Below are 14,043 nucleotides of genomic sequence, written 5' to 3' on the forward strand. Positions count from 1 at the left end.
GTGGCGTCGTAGGTGATCAGGGTGTTCGTCGACTTGTTGATGCTGCCGTCGTCGACGACGCGGATCCGGTCCACGGGGCGGGACTGATCGCGGGCGCGGCCACGGGCGGCGCGGCCCTGGCGGTCCAGGCTGCCGCGGTAGCCGTGCAAACGGGCGTAGCCGCAGCCTCCGAAGTAGCCAACTCCCTGGACGACAACGACGGCATGAAGGGCCACAACCAGTAGAACCCCCACCGGGCAACACCCGCCCCCGCACGGAAGGGGCGCGCGGCACACGCAAATCCCCACCGGGCCGCTGCCGCCCACGCACGCAGGGGCCGTGCGCCACACGCAACCCCCACCGGGCAGCACCCGCCCACGCACGGAAGGGGCGTGGGCACACGCAAAACCCCCACCGGACCGCACCCGCGGACGCACGGAAGGGGCCGTGTCGGTACATCGAATGCCCGCATCCGGACGGATCCAAAGAAGACAGCACCTCCCAGCCCACAGCCGATCCGTCCGGATGCGGGCGGATGTACCGGCGCGGCTCCGACCCACACACCCCGTGGGCGCCCCCCACCCCGTGGGCGACCCACCCACCGGAAGGAAGAAGGAACCCATGTCCACCGACGCCATGACGCGTCCCACGTACGGGAACTGGCGCAGGCCCCGCCGCCCCGGCCTAGGCCCCCTGGGCCTGCTAGGCACCGTCGTAGCCTTCGGCGGACTCCTGGTGGCGCTACTGGCGTCCCTGGTCTCCCTCGCCGCCGCGATCACGGTGCTGGTCCCGGTAGGCCTCTTCCTCGCCCCGCTCGCCCTCCGCACGGTAGACGGCCGCAACGTCTACCAGGTCCTCGCGCTCCGCCTCGGCTGGATGAGGCGCAAGGCCAACGGCTCCCACACCTACGTCTCCGGCCCCCTCTCCAAGCGCCCCGGCGGCCGCTACCAGCCCCCCGGCCTGCTCGCCCGCACCAAGATGTACGAGGGCCGCGACGCCTACAACCGCTCCTTCGGCGTACTGCACCACCCCGGCCGCGGCCTGTACACCGTGGTCCTGGCCTGCGAGCCGGACGGCGGCTCCCTCGTCGACCCCCAGCAGGTCGACATCTGGGTGGCGTCCTGGGGCGACTGGCTCGCCCGCCTCTCGCACGAGCCGGGCCTCCGCGGCGCCCAGGTCGTCGTGGAAACGGCCCCCGACACCGGCACCCGACTGGCCGCCGAGGTACTCCCCCGCATCTCCCCCACCGCCCCCGCCGCGGCCCGCGCGGTAATGGAGGAGGTGGTCGACCGCTACCCGTCGGCATCCTCCGAGATGCACACGTACATCGCCCTGACCTACGGCCCAACAGGCGGCCCCAAGCGCGACACGGACGACATCATCACCGACCTGTCGATGCGCCTGCCGGGCCTGCTGTCCGGCCTCGTCGCGGCGGGCGGCGGCAGCGCCTACCCGCTCGCGGCCGAGCGCCTCGCCGAGATCGTCCGGGTGGCGTACGACCCCGCCATCGCCCCCGATGTACTCAGCGCCCGCGCCGAACACGCCACCACCGGCCTGGAGTGGAACGACGCGGGCCCCGCGGCGGCCGTCGAGACCGTCACGGCGTACAAGCACGACTCGGGAGTCTCCCGCACCTGGATGCTGACGCTGGCGCCGCGCGGCACAGTGCGCTCGAGCGTCCTGCGCGGCCTGCTGGAACCCGCGCCCGGCACCCGCCGCAAGCGGGTCTCCCTCATCTACCGCCCCATCGACCCGGCGACCTCCGCCCGCATCGTGGAGTCCGACCGCCGCTCCGCCCACTTCATGGCGGGCTCGCGCCGCGGTCTCGTACAGGCGCGGGCCAGTTCGGAGATGCAGGCCGCCGAGCAGACGGCGGCCGAGGAGGCGGCGGGCGCGGGGCTCGTGGAGTTCTCGCTGATGGTGACGGTCACCGTCGACGACGAGGAGCGGTTGCAGGACGCGGGCATCACCGTACGCAACCTGCAGGCGTCGTCCCGCGTCCTGATGCGCCCCGCGGACCGGATGCAGGCCTCGGCCTTCACCTGCACGCTGCCGGTAGGCCTGCTGCCGTGGGAGCACACCCTCGTCCCGTACCAGCTCAGGGAGGCACTGTGAACAGGCAGTCGACCAGCGGCACCAGGCCCGGCACCAAGCCTCCCGTCGCCCCACCCCGCGGCTGGTACGGCCCCGGCGGCGGCCAGGTCGGCCACGTCGACCCGCCGTCGATGTGGCGGGCGACCACGGTCCAGGCCTGCGGCCTCTGGCCGTTCGCGGCGGGCTCCGGCGCGCCGATGACCGGGGTCCCGCTGGGCCAGCACCTGCACACCGGGGCGACGGTCTGCGGCGACCCCATCTCCTGGTTCACCCGGGCCCGTTACATCTCCAACCCGTCCCTGTTCATGCTCGGCATGCCGGGCCTTGGCAAGTCGACCCTCGTCAACCGCATGCTGATCGGGATGGCGGCAACGGGCATCACCCCGCTGGTGCTCGGCGACCTGAAGCCCGACTACGCCGACACCGTACGGGCGTTGGGCGGCCAGGTGATCTCCATCGGCCGTGGCGTCGGGGGCATCAACGTCCTCGACCCGGGCGCGATGGGCGAGGCGGCGGTGCGGATCGGGGGCGAACGCGGCCGGGTGCTCGCCGCCGAGGCGCACGGCCGCGTCCTGAACATGGTCGCCGCACTGATCACGATCGTCCGGGGGCGCCCCATGGACGACCACGAGCAGTCGGTGCTCTCCGCCTGTCTGCACCACCTTGCCGAGCGTACGAAGCCGGGCCGGGCACCGCTGCTGCCGGATCTGCTGAAGGTGCTGGACGAGGGTCCCGACCGGGTCCGGGCGGTGACGCTGGACCGTGGGAACGTGGCCCGCTACCAGGAGGCCGTGGACCCCCTGCACCGCTCCCTGCTGGGCGTGCTGGACGGCCCCCTCGGCGACACCTTCGCCACCGAGACCTCCACCCGTATCGACCCGGCCTCGCCCGCCGTGTGCGTGGACATCTCCCGTATCGGCGAGGCGGACACGCAGCTGACCGCCGCCGCGATGCTGGCCGCCTGGTCGGACGGGCTCGGCACGGTGGCCGCCGCGCACGCGCTCGCGGACGCCGGACTCGCGCCGCAGCGGTGGTTCTTCACCGTCCTCGACGAGCTGTGGCGCCCGCTGCGGGCCGCCTCCGGGATCGTCGAGCGGATCGACGCGCTGACCCGGCTCAACCGGTCGCTCGGCCTGGGGGACGCGAAGATCACGCACACGTTGAAGGACGCCGAGGCGCTGGGGAGCGAGGCCGACCGTGCCAAGGCACGCGGGTTCGTGGAGCGGGCGGGGATGGTCGTCTGTGCCGGGCTGCCGCGTACGGAGATGAGGGAGCTCGGCGAGATCGTGGGGATGTCCGAGCGGGAGATCGAACTCGTGTCGTCGTGGTCGTCGCCGCCGGGGTGGGCGAGCACCGGCGGGAACGAGGAACCACCCGGGCGTGGACGCTTCCTGATCAAGGTCGGCGGACGCCCCGGCATCCCGATCAAGGTGTCCATCACCGACACCGAGCGGGCGCTGCACAACACCAACACCCGCTGGTCGGAGGCGGAGAAACCGTCGCTCTCCAAGCCGCGGTGAGCGTGCCGGGGCTTCTTTCGCCCCCTCCGCCCCTACCCGTCCCGTACCTCGGGGGCTTCGCCCCCCAGACCCCCTATCGCGCTTCGCGCTCGTCCTCAAACGCCGGACGGGCTGAATCGGGGCGGAGCCCCCAAGGACGGGACGGGTGGGGGCGGCGGCGGGGGCGGGGGCGGGGGCGAAAACCATCAACCGGGGGACCACAGATGAGCAGTACACGTAAGAGTCAGCGCAGCGGGGAGGACTTCCTCCCCTGGATCGTGCCGGGCGCGGCGTTCCTCGTCGGCATCCTGTTCGTCGGGGCCTGGCTCGGCGGAACGATCGGCGCGGCGGTGAGCGGCGCGGGCTGGAACCCGCCGCCGTTCGGGCTGTCAACGCTGTCGAGGCTGGTGAAGGAGGGCCCGGACACGGTGTGGCCGACGGCGTCGGCGACGGCGGTCACGGCCGGCATGGCGGCCGTCTTCGGCACGGTCGTAGCAGTCATCGTCGTACTCCTCACCCTCGTACGACGCCGCCTGGCCAAACCCACCGGCTTGGCCGGCCGCAAGGAACTGGCCGGCCTCCTCCCCAAGGGCGCCGCCCAGCGGGCGTCCCAACTCCGCCCTGTACTGGCCAAGTTGGGAAAGATCACACCGGACGACACCGGGAACCTGCTGGGCAACCTGGAGCCCGGCGGCCCCGAGCTCCGCTCCAGTTACGAGGACGTGGAGCTGGACCTGATGGCCCCCCGCGCGGGCAAGTCCACGAGCATCGCGGTACCGCGCGTCCTGCGGGCCCGCGGCAGCGTCCTGCTGACGTCGAACAAGGCGGACGTGTACAGCGTCACGCGCGCGGAACGCGAACGCGTGGGCCGGGTCTGGACGTTCGATCCCCAGCGCATCGCCCACACACCCCGCGCCCTGTGGTGGGACATGCTCGCCGACGCCGCGACGATCGAGGGCGCCCGCCGCCTCGCCGGCCACTTCGTGGGCGCGGTCAACGACGACGCGTCCCGCCGCGACTTCTGGATCTCGGCAGCCCAGAACACCCTGACCGCCCTCTTCCACGCGGCCCAGCGCGGCGGGCGGCAGATCGGCGAGGTGCTGGCGTGGCTGGCCGACCCGGCGGACCGTACGCCCGTCGACCTGCTGCGGGACGCCGGAATGGCGGCCCTGGCGGACCAGTTGCAGGGCACCATGCAAGGCGCGGTGGAGACCCGGGACGGCATCTACGAGACGGCCCGCCAGTGCGTGGCCTGTCTGCTCGACCCGTCGATCGCGGCGTGGGTGACACCGGATCCGGAGCTGGCGCAGTTCATCCCCGACCGGCACGTCCTGTCCACCGACACGCTCTACCTCCTGTCCAAGGACGGCGGCGGCTCGGCGGCCGGAGTCATCGCGGCGGCGGCGGACTCCGTCCTGCGTGCGGGAGTCGTCGCGGCGGAGCGGATGGGCGGACGGCTCGAACCGCCGATGACGGCAGTACTCGACGAGGCCGCCAACGTCTGCCGGATCTCCGATCTCCCCGATCTGTACTCGCACTTCGGCTCACGCGGCATCAACATCGTGACGCTGTTGCAGAGCTACCGGCAAGGCGCCCGGGTGTGGGGCGAGGCCGGCATGGACGCGCTCTGGTCGGCCGCCACGATCAAGCTGCTCGGCGCGGGCCTGGACGACGCCGACTTCGTGGAGAAGATCTCCCGGCTGGTCGGCGAGCACGACGTGTCGACGGTCAGCTGGTCCAAGAGCAAGGACGGCCGGTCCCGTTCGACCTCGTACCGCCTGGAGCGCATCCTGCCCGCCGACCGCATCCGCGCCCTGCCCAAGGGCACCGCGCTGCTCCTGGCCACCGGCATCAAACCCGCGCTGGTCAGACTGCGCCCCTGGTACGCCGAACCTGGCGCCGACCGTATCGCGACCGCGGCGCAGGCCGAGGTCAGGGCCATCACCGCCCGCGCCGCTGAAGGGATCACCATCCGATGACGACCGCGACGGACCACACAGACCACCCAGACCACTCCAGCCACCTAGACCACTCGGAGCACACCGAGCACACGGAGCACACGGAGCACACAGACGAGACGGAGCAGCCGGCTGCCCCGCCGTTCATCCTCTATCTCGACGGCCGTGAGTACGCCGACGAGATGCGCCAACTAGCCGTCTGGGTGGCTGACTTGCTGCTCCCCGTCTACGGCCGCGAGGTCACCTCGCAGCAGCCCTGGTGCCCGCGGTGGTGGGAGCACCTGGAGGCGGTGGCCCGGCTGCACGGTCTGTGGCTGGCCTGGCAGGAGCACACCGACCCGGCCGCGGGCGCGTCCGGACCCGCCATCTGGCACCGGGACCACCTCGGGCCCGTGCTCACCGAACTCCGCTCGCCGCACGGCCCGTTCGCCGGCTGCAAGGCGGGCAGCCACCGCCCGAAGACGCCACCGACGGTCGAGTCGTACGAGGACGCCGTCGCCGCCTCCGAGCAGCCCGAGCCGGATCCGTACGAAACCAGCCTCTGGTAGACGAGGAAGACGAGGAATACTCCCGCACATGAACGAGACCCCCGCGAACGGCACGTCGGCAGACGAACCCGCACCGTCCCTGCGCGCCTACCTCGGCCTCTACTCCGCCGGATTCGTCGAACGTGAGCAGATGATCGCGACCGTCGCCGCCTGGCCCTTCGAGGCGGAAGAGGGGCTGGACGAGGGCCATCCCGAGCCGACCCACCAGGACAACACCCTCTCCGTGGTCGCCACGGCGCGGCTGCTCGGGCAGCTGACCCGCGAGGACGTCGAGGAGATCCAGCGCCGGATCGACGAGGGAGAGCGGCGGCTGCCGTGACCCCGGGCGACGGGCCGGAGGCGGGGCTCAGACCTGAATACCGCGCGTTGTACCGGGAGTTGCAGACCCGGATGTCGGCCGGGGGCGATCTCGCTCCGGGGGACGGTGACACGTTCAGCCGGTTCCGGCACGGGGCGCTGTGGACGCCCGAGCGTGAGCGCCTGCACGCCACGGTCCTCGAGGACTTCAAGGCGCGCTGCGCCGGCCTGCCACGCGACGGTCACGCGGCGCTGCTCACCGCCGGGGCACCCGGAGCGGGCAAGGGCGGCGCGCTGCGCGGGCTTGCCGAGTGGCAGGGGCGCGACGACGAGCTGGGGCACGCGCTGAACGAGGTGCACGGCATCGACGTACGCGACTACGTGGTGCTGGACCCGGACGAGTTCAAGGTGGCGGTGTTCGAGCACGGTGGGGCGCCTCAACTGCCGCCGCGTGCCCATGAGTTGTCGGGCGGTCTACGGCTGTCACCCTCCGAGATGGCCTCGCTCACGCATCGCGAGTCGGCCTATCTGCAGGGGACCTTCGAGCAGTGGGCGCGTTCAGAGGGCTACAACCTCCTCTACGACGCGACCCTGCGCGACCAGCGCTGGAACGAGAAACTCCTCGGCGATCTGCGCACCGGCGGCTACGACAAGCGCGTCCTGCTGTCGGTCGAGGTCCCCGTCGAACAGTGCCTCGCGCAGAACGCGAGCCGCTGGCAGCACGGCCGCACCGACTTCGACGCCGGGCGCGACTGGTACGGCGGCCGTATGGCCCCCGAGGCCATGATCAAGGACCTCTACGCCCAGAGCACATCCGGCCGCGGCTTCTCGATCGGCCGCGAGAACGCGGAGAAGCTGGTCGCGGGCGGGCTGGCCACGGGGTTGATCACCTCGGAACGGGGGGACTTCCCCGCACGGGGAGCGCGTACGGGACCTTCTTCCCGGGGGCTCAGCTCCTCCCCGACTTCGGGGCTCAGCTCCTCCCCGAATCCGGGACTCAGCTCCTCCCCGAATCCGGGACTCCGCACCTCCCCGAATCCGGAACTCCGCACCTCCCCAGCTCCGGAACTCCGCACCTCCCCAGCTCCGGAACTCCGCACCTCCACGGCTCCGGGACTCAGCTCCTCCCCAGCTCCGGAACTCCGCACCTCCCCGGCTCCGGGACTCAGCTCCTCCCCGCGCCCGGGACTCCGCATCTCCCCGGCTGCCGAGCTGGCCTCTTCCCCGGCTCCCGGCCCCAACTCCTCACCGGCGGCCGTCCCCAACTCCCCACCCGCCCATCGCCAAGGGGACGCCACCATCCGCGTCTCGGCGGCCGGCAAGCTGCGGTCCGGCACCGGCGCAGCCGCACCGGCTGCTGGTCGATCGCCGAAGGCACCCGGCACCACCCCCGCGATCACCCCGCCCGCGCCGCGCCGACCCCCTCGTACCCCGTGACCCGCCTACGCGCCCGGAGGCGGGCTGAAGCGGTCGATGCTCTCCAGGACTCGGCGCTTGCGGGCGAGGTTGTCGAGGAGCTCGGCGCGCTCGAAGCGGCGGGGGTTCTTGCGGTACACCTCACGGCCGCGCTCCGAGGTGAACAGCTCCTCGGGGACGCGGTCGGCGCCCTCCGGAAGAAACTTGAGGACCTCTTCCACCGCGGCGAGCGCGAACGCGGAGCCCACCCGCTGCTCGCGCTGCTCGGTCGGCGGCGTGTGCAGCAGCCGCAGCCCCGTGTCCGTCGCGACCTGGTCACTGATCCACAGGAACTCACCGGGATCGATGATCCGGGAGGGCTCGGCGCCACCGAACGCCGGTGGTGCGGGCGGGAGTTCGTCAGCAAGCCGGAACTCGTACGAGCGGGTGCGGCCGCACTTCGGGCAGGGGCCCTCGTACACCGCGACCAGCACACCGTCGCGCTCTTCGAGACGGTGCTCGCGCTCGAAGCCCTCGGCCCCGCACACACACGCGTGCAGGTCCATGTAGAGGTGCGCTTCTTGCGTCGAACGGGCGATCAGCATGCCAAGATCTTACGTGCCACGAGGCCGGCCAAGGGGGAAAGTGCCAGTGGATCAGGAACCGCTCAACCGCAGGGACACCCGGGCCTCCTCGGCTTCCCGCGCAGACCATGCCACCGGCCCTGCCGCCCGGCCGGAACCCACCGTCATCACCGCGACCGACGTCGCGGGCAGCCGCTTCACCGGGGGCACCGGCACGGCCCCTGACCCCGGCCGACAGGCTGCCGTCATCGCGCAGGCGGAAAGCACCCTGCCGATGGTGGTGCAGAGCCTGTACGGGGAGCGGCTGCGCTCGGTCGAGCCGCGCGCCGGCGCCGCGGGCGACCGCTTCTTCGCGCTCACCGACGACCAGGGCAGAAACCTCACGCTGCGCGTGGACGCCGTACCGCTGCCGTCCGGCACGGTCGCCCGTACGCATGTCAACACCACCTCCGACCACCACGTCGTCCAGCTCTCCGACCGAATGGACCCCCGGCAGGTGGGCCGGGCGCTGAGCCACGAGGTCGGCGAGATGCTCGCGGTGCGCGACCGGGCGGCACGGGCGGCCGCCGGGGACCCCGAGGTCGCCGGTGTCGCGCCGCGCCGCGACGATCTGCTCGCTCAGGGTCAACTCACCGCATCCGACCGGCGGTTGAGCCTGACGGAGGAGGACCTGGGCCGCGTCGGCGAACTGAACTACCTCGCCGCCCGGATGAACGACGCCACCCTCGGCGCGAGCCAACGCGCCGAGGCCCGCGGCGAGTTGTCGGCCCTGCTGGACCACACCGGTCTGCGCCCGCAGGCACCGGCCGGCTCCGAGCGGCACGCACTGGAGCTCCAGGCCGCCGACTTCCGCCGTAACGTCGTCGACCAGCACCTGACCCCGCTGTCGACCGACGCGCTGCGTGAACTCGCGGTACCAATGGAGCAGTTGGGCGCCGCCGATGTGGCCGAGCTGCGCGCCTTCCGGTCCCGGGCCGAGCACGCCGAGCCCTTGGGGGCGTCCCTCGGCGCTCAGCCCATGCCGGGCCTGCGCCCCGACGGCACCCCCCTCCCCCGCGAGGAACTCGCCGCGGCGGCGGCCGAGGCGGCCGATCAGCGCACCCGGGCGAGCGCCGCCACCCTCGAGCAACTGCGGGCGGAGGCCACCGCGAACGGCGAGTGGCCGGCCCGGCAGGTCGTCATCGGCGGCGGCGCCAGCCTCGTCGGGCGCGACCCGGACGCACTGCTCGTCGACGCGCGCGGGCGCTGGCACCTGGACCCCGGACAGGGCATCGTGCAATCCGCCGACCAGGTACGGGACATGCGGGCGACCGGGCTCGGCGACGCCCACCAGTTCGTCGACCCGACGGGCCGGGTGCCACGTGACGCCGTGCGGCTGTGGGAGGACCAGCTCGCCGTACGCGGCCCGGTCGTCGACGGGACCGCACGGCTGATCCCCGCGCAGGACGGCCACCTGTACGCGCACATCCGGCCGGGCGACGGCTCCGACGACGTCTATGTGAGGGTCGAGGGCACCCCGACCGTCGCCACCGGGCTGCCGCCGGAGATGGTGCCGGGCGTCGACCGCCGCGATGTGGTGAATCTGCCGGAGGCGCTCGACGCCGTACGCGGACAACTGCCCGGCGACTCACCGGTGCACGGCCGTCTGGCCGGGGCGACGAGTGCTCAGCAGACACTCCAAGTGCTGCGTGAGGAGGGGGCGTTGGACACCCTGCGTACCGAGAGCGGAGCCCGGGCCGCGCTGCAGACCCTCGACGCGACGGCGCAGTGGGAGCAGGCCAGGGCCGCGGCGCCCGGGCGGGTGTTCATCGGGGACGAGATCGCGGAGAACCGTTTTGACGTGGGTGCCGAGGGGTCACCGAAGACCTGGCTCGTCGCGGGCGCGGGCGGCACGGGCGTGGCCAACGCCGAGATCATCCTCGAGGCCGACCCCGAGGCCCGCGTCACCATCTACGGGCCGAACCTGCCGCCCGCACTGGAGAACCAGGTCCAGTTCACCGCGATGCGTGAGCGTTTCGTCAGCGAGTACGGCGGTGACGGCCGCCTGACGATCGACATCCACCCGGACAACCGGGTCGGCGCCGTGCGGATGCACACCGGCCCCGACGGGAAGCCGCGGTTCCGGGAGGGGCAGGTGGAGGCGGAGGCTTATGTGGCCAGCCTCGGCCGGACCGCGCCGATTCCCGAGGCGCTCCAGGAACTGGGCGAGCGGACCCGCGCCGGGGGCGGCCAGGTGCGCGGCGACCTGATGTTCGACCACGACCGGCAGTACCTCGGTTACGGCGTCACCTTCGAAACGGGTGGCCGGCAGCACCGCGTCGAGGTGACCGGCGCCGCGTCCCAGCAGCTGCCCCGCGAAGTCTTCCCCCGCGACACCCAGGCCTCCCTCGGCGCCATGGCCGTACGCCAGGTCCCGTCCCAGAGCGGCAACGCGGCCCCCGGCTTCGCCCCCACGGCCCAGCAGTCCACCCGCCTCGCCCAGGCGCGGGAGGAGGGGTCGGTGGAACGTCACGCGTCGGTACCCGAGAGCTGGCGGAGACCGGCGGTGGCGGCGGCAGCCCCGGGAGCCCCGGAAGCCACGGCACCCCCGGGGACGCCGGGGGTGACACCCTCCAGCGGATCCGCGCCATCCGGCGGATCGGCACCATCCAGGGCTTCCGCGCCATCCAGCGATTCGGCACCATCGAGGGCTTCCGCGCCCTCCAGCGGTTCGGCGCCATCCAGCGGATCCGCGTCCACCACCGATACGGCACCCTCCGCCGGTACAGCGCCGGCCACTCCCGCCAACCCCGTCGCGGGCGCCGCCCGACGCCAGTCCGGCCAGGGTTCGGCCACCCCCGGCGGCCCCGTCCCCGGCTCGGCGCCCCGGCCCGCCTCGCCCGGGCAGCCCCCGCGCGTCCAGCGGCCCCCGCAGCCGGGCGGAACAGGCGGCGCGCCCGGGCGCTGACCCGTACGGGCGGTCGGTCCGGAGCGGATCGGCCGCCCGGAGCGGATGGGCCGCCCGGAGCGGATGGGCCGCCCGGAGCGGATGGGCCTCGCGGGCCCCGCCGGGGGCCCTACTGGACGACTGCATGCGTACGCATATATTGTCCACGCATGTAGTCGCCGTTCGCCGCGCACATCCCAGGGGGACCCATGAACCGCCGATTCCTGTTTCTGCTCGGCAGCAGCCGTGCCGAGGGCAACAGCGAGCTGCTGGCCCGCAAGGCCGCCGAGCAACTTCCCGAAGGCATCGGGCAACGCTGGCTGAGCCTCGCGGATCATCCGCTGCCCGACTTCGTGGACCTGCGACGCGACAGCGACCATCTGCTCGCTCCCCCGGGGAGCAATCCGCGGCTGCTGCTCGACGCCACGCTCGCGGCCACCGACATCGTGATCGTCTCGCCGCTGTACTGGTACTCGGTGTCCGGCCTCACCAAGCGCTACCTGGACTACTGGTCGGGATGGCTGCGCACGCCCGGCATCGACTTCAAGGCGACCCTGGCCGGTCGCACGCTCTGGGGCGCCACCGCGCTGGCGCACGAGGAGCAAGAGGTCGCCGAGCCGCTGATCGGCACGCTCAACAACTCGGCCGCGTATATGAAGATGCGCTTCGGCGGGGTTCTGCTCGGCAACGGCAGCAGGCGGGGCGACGTACTGAACGACGCGGAAGCGCTGGCGCGCGCGAAGACGTTCTTCGCGCGGGAGCCGCGACCCGCCCGTTTCCCGTACGAGCCCGCCACCACGTGAGTAGGTCCGCCCCCGGGTGAGTGCCACGCGGCGACGTCCTACGCGGTGATGTCCTACGCGGTGATGTCCTACGCGGTGATGTCCTACGCGGTGATGTCCTACGCGGTGATGTCCTTTGCCGTGAACCTGGCCCACGCCGCCGAGCCGAACACGGCGGCGTACAGGGCCTGCAGGCCGAGATCGCGGGCGAGGTCGTCCCAGTAGACCGGGTCGCGCATCAGGTCGGCGAAGGACAGCCAGTAGTGCGAGAAGAAGTACGGCTGGAGGGCGTGGAGCTGGGGTATCTGGTCGAGGATCTGGACGGTGATGAGCAGGCCGACCGTCGTCGCCATCGCCGCGATGCCGCTGTTCGTGAGCGTGGAGATGAACAGGCCGAGCGCCGCGACACCGATCAGTGAGGCGGCGACGACCAACGCGATGAGCAGCGCTCGCCCGAGCCCCTCGGTGAAGCTGATCCGGGTTCCGGAGATGGTGGTCAGCTCGCCCAGCGGGAACAGCAGCGCTCCCACCGTGAGCGCCGAGGCCGCCACGATCAGGGTCGCGACCAGGCAGAACGTCATCGTGGTGGCGTACTTGGTGAGGAGCAGCCGGGTGCGGCCCGCTGGGGCGACCAGGAGATAGCGCAGGGTGCCGGCGCCCGCCTCGCCCGCGATCGCGTCACCCGCGATGACGCCGATCGCCATCGGCAGGAAGAAGGGGAGCGTCGCGGCCAGCGCCGTGAACACCAGGAACAGGCCGTTGTTGGTGACCTGCGAGATGAACGCCGGCCCTTCGCCGCCGCCTCTGCCCGCCGCCGAGCCGCCACTCGTCTCGATCTTGATGGCGATCCCGATGAGGACGGGTACGGCCGCGAGCACGCCGAGCAGCGCGATCGTCCGCCAGCGCCGGAAAGTGGTGACCAGCTCACTGCGGAAGAGCCCGAACGTCCACAACGGACTCGGCGCGCGCCCGACACGCGCCTTCGGCAGAACCTCAGCCCGCGACATCGAATCCCTCCCCCGTCAGCGCCACGAACGCGTCCTCCAGCGAGGCCCGTTCGACCCCGAAGCCGCGGACCCGGACGCCCGCCGTGACCAGCGCGGCGTTCAGTTCGGCGAGTTCGCGGTCCGGCGGCTCGGCACTCACACCCGTCTCGGTCACGACGAGATCCGCGACGCCCTGCTCCTTCAGTACGCGGGCCGCGTCCCCCGGGTCCGGGGTGGTCACGACCAGTCGGCGCCGCGCACCCGCCGCGAGGTCGGCGACCGGGCCCTGGGTGATGAGCCGCCCCCGCGCCATCACGGCCGCGTGCGTGCAGACCTGCTCGATCTCGTCGAGCAGATGCGAGGAGAGGAAGACGGTCGTGCCGTCGGAGGCCAACGCCCTCACGAGGGAGCGAATTTCACGCATGCCCTGCGGATCCAGTCCATTGGTCGGTTCGTCCAGGACGAGCAGGCGCCGGGGCTGGAGCAGTGCCGCCGCGAGCCCGAGCCGCTGCTTCATCCCCAGCGAGTACGCCTTCGCCTTCTTGCCGGCCGCGGCGGTGAGTCCGACCCGGTCGAGGGCGGCAGCGACGCGTGCACGCCGGGTGCGCGGGTCAGCGGTGGGGTCGGCCGCGTCGTACCGGACGAGGTTGTCGCGCCCGGAGAGGAAGCCGTACAGCGCGGGACCCTCGATGAGGGCGCCGACGTGCGGGAGCACGGCGCGGGTGGCGCGGGGCATGGGCTGCCCCAGCACCCGCGCCGTGCCCGAGGTCGGCTCGATCAGGCCCATCAGCATGCGGATGGTGGTGGTCTTGCCTGAGCCGTTCGGCCCGAGGAAGCCGAAGACGCTGCCCGCCGGGACGGTCAGGTCCAGGCCGTCGACGGCGAGCTGTCCGCCGGGGTAGCGCTTGGTGAGCGCACGGGTGGCGATCACCGTGTCCACCAGGCCGGGTTCCGCGGCGGACAGTTCCTCCATGGGCTCCCTCAATTCGTCGTAC

General features: G+C 72.4%; 12 protein-coding genes. 8 read left to right on the forward strand and 4 right to left on the reverse strand.

Translation table 11 applies throughout. The features are described 5' to 3' along the window. Positions 1 to 215 (reverse strand): hypothetical protein (locus AB0D27_RS13670; protein WP_362506750.1); only part of this gene is annotated, 215 nt, incomplete at its 3' end. Positions 216 to 600: 385 nt separating this feature from the next. Between AB0D27_RS13670 and AB0D27_RS13675 the strand changes: the two genes are divergently transcribed. The 6 genes from AB0D27_RS13675 (at position 601) to AB0D27_RS13700 (ending at position 7,812) form a co-directional block, all read left to right on the forward strand. Beyond that, positions 601 to 2,094: an SCO6880 family protein gene (locus AB0D27_RS13675; protein ID WP_362506753.1), complete on the forward strand. Its 1,494-nt coding sequence runs from the start codon at positions 601 to 603 to the stop codon at positions 2,092 to 2,094. Next, positions 2,091 to 3,593 (forward strand): ATP/GTP-binding protein, encoded by a 1,503-nt coding sequence (locus tag AB0D27_RS13680; protein ID WP_362506756.1) that lies wholly within the window; start codon positions 2,091 to 2,093, stop codon positions 3,591 to 3,593. The genes AB0D27_RS13675 and AB0D27_RS13680 overlap by 4 nt, the downstream gene beginning before the upstream one ends. Positions 3,594 to 3,796: 203 nt before the next feature. Beyond that, positions 3,797 to 5,551, forward strand: a complete 1,755-nt coding sequence (locus tag AB0D27_RS13685) for a TraM recognition domain-containing protein (protein ID WP_362506759.1) — start codon at positions 3,797 to 3,799, stop codon at positions 5,549 to 5,551. A 161-nt stretch (positions 5,552 to 5,712) separates the two neighbouring features. Beyond that, entirely contained in the window at positions 5,713 to 6,078 is a 366-nt protein-coding gene (locus AB0D27_RS13690; RefSeq protein WP_362507031.1) for a DUF4913 domain-containing protein, read from the forward strand. Positions 6,079 to 6,106: 28 nt separating this feature from the next. Then, entirely contained in the window at positions 6,107 to 6,397 is a 291-nt protein-coding gene (locus AB0D27_RS13695) for a hypothetical protein (RefSeq protein WP_362506762.1), read from the forward strand. After that, entirely contained in the window at positions 6,394 to 7,812 is a 1,419-nt protein-coding gene (locus tag AB0D27_RS13700) for a zeta toxin family protein (RefSeq protein ID WP_362506765.1), read from the forward strand. Before AB0D27_RS13695 ends, AB0D27_RS13700 begins: the two co-directional genes overlap by 4 nt. A gap of 5 nt (positions 7,813 to 7,817) precedes the next feature. Here AB0D27_RS13700 and AB0D27_RS13705 read toward each other — a convergent pair whose 3' ends face one another. Beyond that, positions 7,818 to 8,375 carry a hypothetical protein gene (locus AB0D27_RS13705; RefSeq protein WP_362506768.1) on the reverse strand — a complete coding sequence of 186 codons (558 nt, stop codon included), beginning with the start codon at positions 8,373 to 8,375 and terminating at the stop codon, positions 7,818 to 7,820. A 46-nt stretch (positions 8,376 to 8,421) separates the two neighbouring features. Between AB0D27_RS13705 and AB0D27_RS13710 the strand changes: the two genes are divergently transcribed. Together AB0D27_RS13710 and AB0D27_RS13715 are read left to right on the forward strand one after the other, a co-directional pair. Then, the gene (locus tag AB0D27_RS13710) at positions 8,422 to 11,301 is read left to right on the forward strand and encodes a hypothetical protein (protein WP_362506771.1); all 2,880 of its coding nucleotides are present in this window, start codon (positions 8,422 to 8,424) and stop codon (positions 11,299 to 11,301) included. 188 nt (positions 11,302 to 11,489) lie between these two features. Continuing rightward, the gene (locus tag AB0D27_RS13715; RefSeq protein ID WP_362506773.1) at positions 11,490 to 12,083 is read left to right on the forward strand and encodes an NAD(P)H-dependent oxidoreductase; all 594 of its coding nucleotides are present in this window, start codon (positions 11,490 to 11,492) and stop codon (positions 12,081 to 12,083) included. Between the two features lie 98 nt (positions 12,084 to 12,181). Here the strand turns inward: AB0D27_RS13715 and AB0D27_RS13720 are convergent, their stop codons facing one another. Beyond that, positions 12,182 to 13,069 carry an ABC transporter permease gene (locus AB0D27_RS13720; RefSeq protein WP_362506776.1) on the reverse strand — a complete coding sequence of 296 codons (888 nt, stop codon included), beginning with the start codon at positions 13,067 to 13,069 and terminating at the stop codon, positions 12,182 to 12,184. Next, complete coding sequence (locus AB0D27_RS13725) at positions 13,056 to 14,021, reverse strand: ABC transporter ATP-binding protein (protein WP_362506779.1); 966 nt, start codon at positions 14,019 to 14,021, stop codon at positions 13,056 to 13,058. The genes AB0D27_RS13720 and AB0D27_RS13725 overlap by 14 nt, the downstream gene beginning before the upstream one ends. Between the last annotated feature and the right edge of the window lie 22 nt (positions 14,022 to 14,043).

Origin of the sequence: Streptomyces sp. NPDC048415 (assembly GCF_040651675.1) — a bacterium.
GTDB lineage: Bacteria > Actinomycetota > Actinomycetes > Streptomycetales > Streptomycetaceae > Streptomyces.